Raw genomic sequence first — 8,165 nt, 5'->3', positions numbered from 1 at the left:
GGGCCTCGCCCAGCCCGACGGTCAGGGCGTCGGCCGCCTCGGAGAGCGCCTCTGCCGCCTGCGGCGTGATCAGCGGCCGCGCCCGCCGCGCCGCCCGCTCCACCGCGTCGGGCGCGATCTCGGCCTGCGCCGCGGAGGACACCCGGTCGGCCAGCTCGTGCGCCTCGTCGACCACCAGCAGCCGGTGCGGCGGGACGATGTGCCGCCCGGCCAGCATGTCGACCGCGAGCAGGCTGTGGTTGGTCACCACGATGTCGGCCTCGCGGGCCCGGGCACGGGAGGCCTCGGCGAAGCACTCCGCGCCGTACGGACACTTGGCCGCACCCACGCAGTCGCGCGCCGGCATCGACACCTGCCGCCAGGCCGTGTCGTCGACGCCCGGATCGAGCTCGTCACGGTCGCCGGTCTTCGTCTTCTCCGACCAGGCCTGCAGCCGCAGGATCTGCTTGCCCAGCCGGCCCGCCTCGGCGAGCCACGGTGTCGGCTTGGCGAGTCGTGCGTCGAACAGCGTCTCGGCCGGCTCCTCCTCGTCGGCGTGCTCCATCTTGGCCAGGCACAGGTAGTGGTGGCGGCCCTTGAGCACCGCGAAGGTCGGCCGCCGCCCGAGCAGTGGCTCGACCGCGTCGGCGAGCCGCGGCAGGTCGTGCTCGACCAGCTGGTTCTGCAACGCCAGCGTGGCCGTGGAGACCACCACCGGGCCGTCCACCAGCAGGGCGGGCGTCAGGTAGGCCAGTGACTTGCCCGTGCCCGTCCCCGCCTGCACCAGCAGATGCTCGCGCTCGCGCACCGCCCGCTCGATCGCCGACGCCATCGCCTGCTGGCCCGGACGGGCCGCTCCACCGGGCACCGCGCCGACCGCCGCGGCGAGCAGGTCGGCGGAGCTGGCCTTGGCGCCGGCCTTGGCGGAGCCGGTCTTGGACCCGCTCTTGGCGCCGGTTTTGGAGCTGCTCTTGGGGCTGGGGCGGATGGCGGCGGTCACGTCGGAGACCGTACCCGCAGCCACCGACAAAAACGTCTCACCGTTAGGGTGCCAGTCATGCCGAACGAGACGGTCCGCGTCGTCTATACGAAGTACGACGGTTCGGCACACCGCGATTACCCGGCCCGCCGCCTCAGCGAGGACGACCTGGGCATCTGGGTCGGTGTGCCGCGCGGGACCGAGTCCGTCTACCACGGACGACCGTCGGTCGAGCAGATCCCGTTTGTGCTGCTGATCCCGCACGCGGCGTGGTGGACCGGCATGTTCAACCCGCCGCCGCGCACCAGTGAGGTCTATTGCGACATCACCACCCCGGCGCGCTGGGAGGGTGACACGGTGCACATCATCGACCTGGATCTCGACGTCGTGCGGCGGCGCGAGACGCAAACAGTCGAGCTGCGCGACGAGGACGAGTTCGCCGATCACCGGGTCCGGTTCGGCTATCCGGACGAACTGGTCGCCGAGGCGCACGCGGCCGCGGAGAAGCTGTTCGCCGCGCTCGGCGACGGCAGCGAGCCGTTCGCGACCGAATATCGCAAGTGGCTCTCGCTGGTCGTCGACTGAGCACGCAACATGTGTCACAGTGGTCACACAAATTGTCCGATTTGCGGAGAAGGTCGTGGCAAACGATGTGACCACGCTGGTGGGTGGCATCGCGGGGCTGGCGGGTGCCGCGGGGGCGCTGGCGGCGGGCTGTGCGGTGCTGCGCAGGCCGGCCCCCTATCTGGCCGCCGGGCATGCGCTGGCCGGTCCGGACTCCGCCGACCCGCTGCCCGGCGTGCTGCAGCGCGGACTGGCCGGGCTCACCGTGCCGGTCCGGCCGGGCCCGCACGGCGAGCTCTTCCTCGGCCCCGGCGCGCCGCAACCCGGCCGTACCCTGCGCCGGCTCGTCCTGGGTCCGCTGCTGGCCCGGGCCAAGTCGCGCGGCGGCCGGCTCCGGCACGACCAGGAGGTCCCGTTCCGGCTGGTGGTCGAGTTCGTCGGGCCCAACCGCGACGCGGAGAGCCTGCTGCGCTCGTACCGGATGCTCGATCAGCAGTTGCGCGACCACGCGCCGCTGCTCAGCCGGTGTCACAACGGCCGGCTGGAGCCCGGTGCGGTGACCGTCGCGGTGGCCGGGATCGTGGACGTGCGTGAGTTGCTCGCCGCGCAGCGCGACCGGTACGCCTTCGCCGACGGCACCTTCGACGACATCGGCTCACGCTCGGCGCCGCCAGCGCTGGTGCCGATGATCAGCGAACCGTGGACCCGGCGGTTCGGCTGGGACGGACTCGATCCCATCCCGGCGGTGGAGCGGCATCTGCTGCACGCGATGGTCCGCGCGGCCCACGAGGACGGGCGTACCGTGCGCATCTCGGGTCTGACCGCGGGCCCACGCAGCGCACGCCGCGCCGTCTGGACCGAGCTCGGCCTCGCGGGCGTCGACGTGATTGCGGACAGTGACCATCGTGGCCTGGCTCGACACCTGCGTCGTCACCCGGTGCGACCGCCGGACGCGGTCCCGGCCTTCGTCACGAGGCCGGCTCGCAAATCGGCGCCCGCGCCACGGCCGGTGGTGACGGACGATGCGTCGGCTCTGCGTAAGGTGAACAACGCCTGACACCAGATTCGTCGATCGAGGTACGCGTCGTGAAGTTCTCCTTCCGCCCCACCGAGGGCGCGTTCTACGAGCTGTTCACCCGTGCGGCCCAGAACCTGGTGCGCGGCACCGAGCTGCTCAACGAGCTGGCCCTGCCGGGGACCGAGGTGCAGTCCGTCAGTGAACGGCTGACCGACGTCGAGCACGACAGCGACCAGATCACCCACGATCTCTACAAGAAGATCAACTCGACGTTCATCACTCCGTTCGACCGGGAGGACATCTACTCTCTCGGCTCGCAGCTCGACGACGTGATGGACCACCTCGAGGCGGTCGGCAACCTGATCTACCTCTACGGGCTCACCGAGCTGCCGTCGCTGCCGCGCGAGATGCACGAGCTGGTCAACGTGCTCGACCAGCAGGCCAAGATCACCGCGGACGCGATGCCCCGGCTCAAGACGATGAAGAATCTCGAGGAGTACTGGATCGAGATCAACCGGCTGGAGAACGACGGCGACCGCGCGTACCGGATGCTGCTGGTCCGGCTCTTCTCCGGCGAGTACGACGCGCTGACCGTGCTCAAGATGAAAGAGGTCGCCGACGAGCTGGAGGCCGCCTGTGACGCCTTCGAGCACGTCGCGAACACCATCGAGACCATCACGGTCAAGGAGTCCTGAGCCTTGTCCCCGGAGTTGATCGCCGTCCTCGCGGTGATCGTCGTCGCGCTGGCGTTCGACTACACCAACGGCTTCCACGACGCGGCGAACGCCATCGCGACCAGCGTGAGCACCCGCGCGTTGACACCGCGAGCGGCGCTGGCGATGGCCGCCGTGGGCAACTTCATCGGCGCGCACATCGGCACCAAGGTCGCCGAGACGGTGGGCAGCGGGCTGGTCTCGCTGCCGACCGGCGTGGCCAGCCTGGGCGTCGTCTTCGCGGGCGTGCTCGGCGCCATCTGCTGGAACCTGATCACCTGGTGGTTCGGCCTGCCCAGCAGCAGCTCGCACGCCCTCTTCGGCGGCCTGGTCGGCGCGACGCTCTTCGCCGCCGGCGGGACGGTGCAGTGGGCCAACATCGTGTCCAAGGTGCTGGTGCCGATGGTGCTCTCGCCACTGGTCGGCTTCACCCTGGGCTTCGTCTTCATGATCGCAGTGCTGTGGATCTTCCGTCGCGGGCACCCGGCCCGGCTCAACCGCGGGTTCCGGCACGCCCAGACGGTGAGCGCGGCGGCCATGTCGATCGGCCACGGCATGCAGGACGCGGCGAAGACGATCGGCGTCGTGGTGCTGGCGCTCTACACCGGCGGCTTCGCGGACGATCCCAAGAGCATTCCCGAGTGGACGATCTGGGCCTCCGCGACGGTGCTGGCGGCCGGCACCTACGCCGGCGGCTGGCGCATCATCCGCACGCTCGGCCGCAAGATCATCGACTTGCGCCCGCCGGAGGGGTTCGCCGCGGAGACGGTGGCCAGCAGCGTGCTCTACTTCAACGCCCTGGTCCTGGGCGCGCCGATCTCGACGACGCACACGATCACGTCGGCCATCATGGGCGTCGGCGCGACGAAGCGTCTGTCGGCGGTCCGCTGGAACGTCGCCGGCAGCATCATCGCCGGCTGGGTGATCACCTTCCCGGCCGCCGGCGCCTTCGCCTGCCTGCTGTACCTGGTGGTCCGCCCGCTCTTCAGCTAGAGCCAGGAGTCGGACGGCACAACAAAGTGGTAGCCCAGCCACCTGTCCCGCGAGCGGACAAGTGGCTGAGCTACCACTTTCGCTTGCGCCCGCGGCCGGGACCCCGCAGTGGTAGCTCAGAGGGCTATCCGGGTCTCGGATGGGCTCTTGGGCTACCACTTTTGCTTGGGTCGGCTGCCGGGAACTCCTCCGTGCCGAGGACTCGGAGCAGGGCCAGGCGGTCCCGGGTCTCGTCGTCGGCCGGGGTCAGGACCAGCAGGAGCTGGCGCTGGTCCGGGGTCACCAGCGTTTCGCAGTCCATCAGCAGCCGGCCCACCCGCTCATGCCGGAAGGTCTTCTGGTCGGCGCGCCGCACCTTGACCTCGTGCTCGGCCCACAACCGGCCGAACTCGTCGCTGGCCGCCCGCAGCCGCTCGACCAGCCCGGTCACCACCGGATCACCGGACCGGCGGCCGGCGGTCGCGCGCAGATCGGCCACGTGCTGACGGGCGAGCCGCTCGTACTCCTCGGGTGTGTTGAGCTCGCGGGCGTCCGGCTCGGTGAACCAGCGGTACACCAGGTAGCGCCGGTCGCCCGTGAGGCCGGTGTGGTCGCCGGACAACAGGACCGACGCCCTGTTCTGGGCGAGCACCTCCCCGAGGTCGGAGATCACCAGCGCGGCCGTGTCGCCGAGCAGGTCGAGCATCCGCAGCAGGCCGGCGCGGGCCTGCTGGGCCACCCCCTCGGCGGGCGGCGGCTGATGACCGGCCAGGTGGAAGAGGTGGGCGCGCTCGTCGTCGGAGAGGCGCAGGGCCCGGGCCATCGCGCCGAGCAGCTGGGTCGAGGGCTGACTGCTGCGGCCCTGCTCGAGGCGTACGACGTAGTCGACCGACATGCCGGCGAGCATGGCGACCTCCTCGCGCCGCAGACCCACGGTGCGGCGGCGGGGCCCGGAGGCGATGCCCACCTCGGCCGGCCGGATCGCCTCACGGCGGCGGCGCAGGAAGTCGGCGAGTTCGGCACGCTGCATGCCACCATGCTGCCTCGGCATCGAGACCCGAGACAGGGAGCGGCGATCCCACGATGAACTCTCCGCTGCCGCCCCGGCAGATCGCGGCGCACGGTGGGGCCATGACGAAACGAACCTTGGGCCTCGGAGCGATGGGCATGTCGGGCGGCGCGTACGGCCCGTCCGACCGGGCGGAGAGCATCGCCACCGTGCACGCCGCGCTGGACGCCGGCGTCACGCTGATCGACACCGGCGACTTCTACGACATGGGCCGCAACGAGCTGCTGCTGGCCGAAGCGCTGCGCGGCCGCGACCGCGACAGCTACCGGTTGAGCGTCAAGTTCGGCGCGCTGCGCGGGCCCGGCAACGAGTTCAGCGGGACCGACAACCGGCCGGCGGCGGTGAAGAACTTCCTCGCCTATTCGCTGACCCGGCTCGGCGTCGACCACATCGACATCTACCGCCCGGCGCGGCTGGACCCGGCGGTGCCGATCGAGGACACGGTCGGCGCGATCAAGGAGATGATCGACGCCGGGTACGTGCGGCAGGTCGGGTTGTCCGAGGTGAACGCCGAGACGATCCGCCGCGCGCACGCCGTGCACCCGATCGCCGACCTGCAGATCGAGTATTCGCTGATCTCCCGGGCGGTGGAGGCCGAGGTGCTGCCGACGTTGCGTGAGCTGGGCATCGGGATGACTGCGTACGGCGTGCTGGGCCGCGGCCTCATCTCCGGGCACTGGTCGGCCGGCAGCGCCGGTCAGGGCGACGCCCGAGGCTTCAGCCCGCGATTCGCGAGCGGGAACGTGGAGCACAACCTGGCTCTGGTGGAGGCGCTTCGCAGTGTCGCCGAGGCGAAGGGCTGCTCGGTCGCCCAGCTGGTCATCGCCTGGGTGGCGGCGCAGGGCGACGACATCGTGCCGCTGGTCGGCGCCCGCACCCGCGAGCGGCTGGCCGAGGCGCTGCCGGCGATGGACCTGGAGCTGACCCCGGATGATCTGGCCGAGATCGAGAAGGCGGTGCCGGCGGGGTCGGCGCGTGGCGACCGCTACCCGGCCGCCTTCATGGCCGCTCTGGGCGTCGGAAACTAATACACGACGCCGATCTCGTCGCGGATCGTGTCCATCAAGGTCATGACTTCGAGCGTCACACCGGCCGGCACCAGTGGGCTCTCGAGCAGGCCCTCGGCCAGGCAGCGCTGCACCTCGAGGGCCTCGAACCGGTAGCCCTGACCCTCGAAGGGGCGGGACACCGTCTCGGTGGTCCCGCCCCTGGTGATCGTGTACTCCCGCGGCGCGAAGAAGCCGACCGGCAGGTCGATGCGGCCGGTCTCACCGGTGATCGACGCGGCGTTGCGGGACGCGCCGTTGATCGAGCAGGTCAGGGCGGCCACCGAGCCCGTGTCGTAGCCGAAGAGGATGCCGGTGGTCTCGTCCACCCGCTCCGGCGTGAGATGCGCCCAGGCCTGCACCGAGGTGGGCGCGCCGAGCAGCAGGTGGGCGAAGTGGATCGGGTAGACGCCCAGGTCCAGCAGCGCACCACCACCCAACTCGGGATCCCGGAGCCGGTGGGTCGCCTCGAACGGGCCCTGCAGGCCGAAGTCGGCGTGCACCGCGGTGATCCGGCCGATCGCCCCCGACCCGACCAGCTCCGCGATCTCGCGGATCACCGGATTGCACCGCATCCACATGGCCTCCATGAGGAACACGCGGCGCGCCCGTGACTCCTGCACCAGCAGCGCCGACGATGCCAGGTCGAGGGTCATCGGCTTCTCGCAGAGGACCGCCTTGCCGGACCTCAGGCACTGCATCGCGGCGGGCTCGTGGAAGGCGTGCGGCGTGGCCACGTAGACCACGTCCACCTCGGGGTCGGTGGCGAGCTCGACCCATGAGCCGTACGCGCGCTCGAACCCGTGCCTCTCCGCGAACGACGTCGCCGCCGCCGGCGTCCTCGAGCCGACGGCGGCCAGCTGGGCGTCCTCGGTGAGCCGCAGATCCGTGGCGAACGCGCTCGCGATGCCACCGGTGCCGAGAATTCCCCAACGCGTCGTCATGATCGCCACGGTATCGAAACGCGGAGGCGCGGTGGGAGGATCGGCGGGTGACTTATCCGCTGCCCGCCGCGATGGTTCAGAGGGCCCGAGAGTTCACCGGCCCACCGGCGCCGACCCGTCCCGCCGCCACGGTGGTCCTTCTCCGGGAAGACCCAGGCCTTGAGGTGTACGTGCTGAGAAGGCTCACCGCGATGACCTTCGGCGGTGTCTACGCCTTCCCGGGCGGTGGCGTGGACCCCTCGGATCAGCCCGAGACCATCCGCGACGACTGGTCGCGACGCCTCGGTGTGCCCGACCCCGAGGCCCGCGCGGTGGTCGGCGCCGCCGTCCGCGAACTCTTCGAGGAGGCCGGCGTGCTGCTGGCCGGCTCGCCGGAGCGGGTCGTCGGCGACGTCAGCGACTGGGAGGAGGACCGGGCCGCGGTCGCCGGGCGGGAGCTGACGATGACCGCCCTGCTCGCCAAGCACGACCTGCGGCTGCGCGACGACCTGCTGCATCCCTGGTCGCGGTGGGTCACACCGGAGTTCGAGCCGCGCCGGTTCGACACCTGGTTCTTCGTGGCGCGGCTGCCGCAGGGACAGACGGCGCGGGACGTCAGCGGGGAGGCAGACGCGACCCAATGGGTCAGCCCGCAGGGCGCCAACGGCCTGACCATGCTCCCGCCCACGCGTGTGACAGTGGACTCGCTGCGCTCGTACCCGGATATTGATTCGGTTTTTCAGGCAGAGCAGGACGCCGCCGTGCCGGTGCAACCCCGCATCGAGTTGACCGGCGACGGCGGCGCCGTGTTGAGAATCAGCCGAAACGGCCGGTGATGTAGTCCTCGGTCTTCTTCTCGGCCGGGTTGCTGAAGATCTTCTGGGTGTCGTCGTACTCGATGA

The 8,165-nt window shown here is 70.9% G+C and carries 9 protein-coding genes and 1 pseudogene; 6 read left to right on the top strand and 4 right to left on the bottom strand.

The window, feature by feature from the left end; genetic code table 11:
* A partial coding sequence (locus tag AB0M20_RS16160) for an ATP-dependent DNA helicase (RefSeq protein ID WP_364298738.1) occupies positions 1–967 on the bottom strand: 967 nt, incomplete at its 3' end.
* Positions 968–1,036: 69 nt separating this feature from the next.
* On the opposite strand from AB0M20_RS16160, the gene AB0M20_RS16155 reads away from it, so the two are divergent.
* From AB0M20_RS16155 to AB0M20_RS16140, 4 genes are read left to right on the top strand one after another with little or no spacing between them, the layout of a single operon-like run.
* On the top strand, positions 1,037–1,543 hold the full coding sequence (locus tag AB0M20_RS16155; RefSeq protein WP_364298734.1) for a DUF402 domain-containing protein: 507 nt from the start codon (positions 1,037–1,039) through the stop codon (positions 1,541–1,543).
* 55 nt (positions 1,544–1,598) lie between these two features.
* Positions 1,599–2,579 (top strand): hypothetical protein, encoded by a 981-nt coding sequence (locus AB0M20_RS16150; RefSeq protein ID WP_364298732.1) that lies wholly within the window; start codon positions 1,599–1,601, stop codon positions 2,577–2,579.
* A 29-nt stretch (positions 2,580–2,608) separates the two neighbouring features.
* Positions 2,609–3,235: a DUF47 family protein gene (locus AB0M20_RS16145; RefSeq protein ID WP_364298730.1), complete on the top strand. Its 627-nt coding sequence runs from the start codon at positions 2,609–2,611 to the stop codon at positions 3,233–3,235.
* 3 nt (positions 3,236–3,238) lie between these two features.
* Entirely contained in the window at positions 3,239–4,246 is a 1,008-nt protein-coding gene (locus tag AB0M20_RS16140) for an inorganic phosphate transporter (protein ID WP_364298728.1), read from the top strand.
* A gap of 124 nt (positions 4,247–4,370) precedes the next feature.
* On the opposite strand, the gene AB0M20_RS16135 is transcribed toward AB0M20_RS16140, so the two are convergent.
* On the bottom strand, positions 4,371–5,255 hold the full coding sequence (locus AB0M20_RS16135) for a helix-turn-helix transcriptional regulator (RefSeq protein WP_364298726.1): 885 nt from the start codon (positions 5,253–5,255) through the stop codon (positions 4,371–4,373).
* A 101-nt stretch (positions 5,256–5,356) separates the two neighbouring features.
* Here AB0M20_RS16135 and AB0M20_RS16130 point away from each other — a divergent pair, with 101 nt between their 5' ends.
* Entirely contained in the window at positions 5,357–6,322 is a 966-nt protein-coding gene (locus tag AB0M20_RS16130) for an aldo/keto reductase (RefSeq protein WP_364298724.1), read from the top strand.
* Here the strand turns inward: AB0M20_RS16130 and AB0M20_RS16125 are convergent.
* Positions 6,319–7,284: a Gfo/Idh/MocA family oxidoreductase gene (locus AB0M20_RS16125; RefSeq protein WP_364298722.1), complete on the bottom strand. Its 966-nt coding sequence runs from the start codon at positions 7,282–7,284 to the stop codon at positions 6,319–6,321. The genes AB0M20_RS16130 and AB0M20_RS16125 overlap by 4 nt on opposite strands.
* Before the next feature lie 71 nt (positions 7,285–7,355).
* Between AB0M20_RS16125 and AB0M20_RS16120 the strand changes: the two genes are divergently transcribed.
* Positions 7,356–8,099 (top strand): NUDIX hydrolase, encoded by a 744-nt coding sequence (locus AB0M20_RS16120; protein ID WP_364298736.1) that lies wholly within the window; start codon positions 7,356–7,358, stop codon positions 8,097–8,099.
* Here AB0M20_RS16120 and pstB read toward each other — a convergent pair.
* Positions 8,080–8,165, bottom strand: a pseudogene (gene pstB / locus AB0M20_RS16115) (phosphate ABC transporter ATP-binding protein); the annotation flags it as partial. The gene AB0M20_RS16120 and the pseudogene pstB sit on opposite strands and share 20 nt — an antisense overlap.

This window comes from Actinoplanes sp. NPDC051633 (assembly GCF_040681735.1).
Classification (GTDB): Bacteria; Actinomycetota; Actinomycetes; order Mycobacteriales; family Micromonosporaceae; genus Actinoplanes.
Note: the sequence above shows the minus strand (reverse complement) of the source record. Positions and strands in the feature narration are given on the sequence as shown.

Excerpts from the sequence above, each read along its gene's own strand:
- AB0M20_RS16155 (WP_364298734.1), top strand. The coding sequence starts at position 1,037 with ATGCCGAACGAGACGGTCCGCGTCGTCTATACGAAGTACGACGGTTCG.
- AB0M20_RS16135 (WP_364298726.1), bottom strand. The coding sequence starts at position 5,255 with ATGCAGCGTGCCGAACTCGCCGACTTCCTGCGCCGCCGCCGTGAGGCG.
- AB0M20_RS16130 (WP_364298724.1), top strand. The coding sequence starts at position 5,357 with ATGACGAAACGAACCTTGGGCCTCGGAGCGATGGGCATGTCGGGCGGC.
- AB0M20_RS16125 (WP_364298722.1), bottom strand. The coding sequence starts at position 7,284 with ATGACGACGCGTTGGGGAATTCTCGGCACCGGTGGCATCGCGAGCGCG.
- AB0M20_RS16120 (WP_364298736.1), top strand. The coding sequence starts at position 7,356 with ATGGTTCAGAGGGCCCGAGAGTTCACCGGCCCACCGGCGCCGACCCGT.